Here is a 279-nt window from a genome sequence, read left to right as displayed (position 1 = left end):
CAAGCTCACACTCGTCGCCTGGGGCGATGACCTTGGCCGCTACACATTCGGCGAAGCGAAAATAGCACACCGCTTCTGCCGAACCTGCGGCATCCATCCCTTTGCCGAAGACACCAGCGAAAGCGGCGAACGCAGCGCCTACGTCAACATCAACTGCTTGACCGGTCTCGACCCGTCCACCTTGTCGATCTTCGACTTCGATGGGCGCTCAGCCTGAAGCAGTTCAGCTCTACCGGTAGCCTGTTGCATCGGCTGGTTTGCCGGCATCCTGAACCTCCG

At 59.9% G+C, this 279-nt stretch carries 1 pseudogene; it reads left to right on the top strand.

The window, feature by feature from the left end:
• A pseudogene (locus EN862_RS35915) lies at positions 1-217 on the top strand (GFA family protein); the annotation flags it as partial.
• Positions 218-279: the final 62 nt, after the last annotated feature.

The organism is Mesorhizobium sp. M2E.F.Ca.ET.219.01.1.1 (assembly GCF_004016445.2).
In the GTDB taxonomy this organism is placed as follows: Bacteria; Pseudomonadota; Alphaproteobacteria; order Rhizobiales; family Rhizobiaceae; genus Mesorhizobium.
Note: the sequence above shows the minus strand (reverse complement) of the source record. Positions and strands in the feature narration are given on the sequence as shown.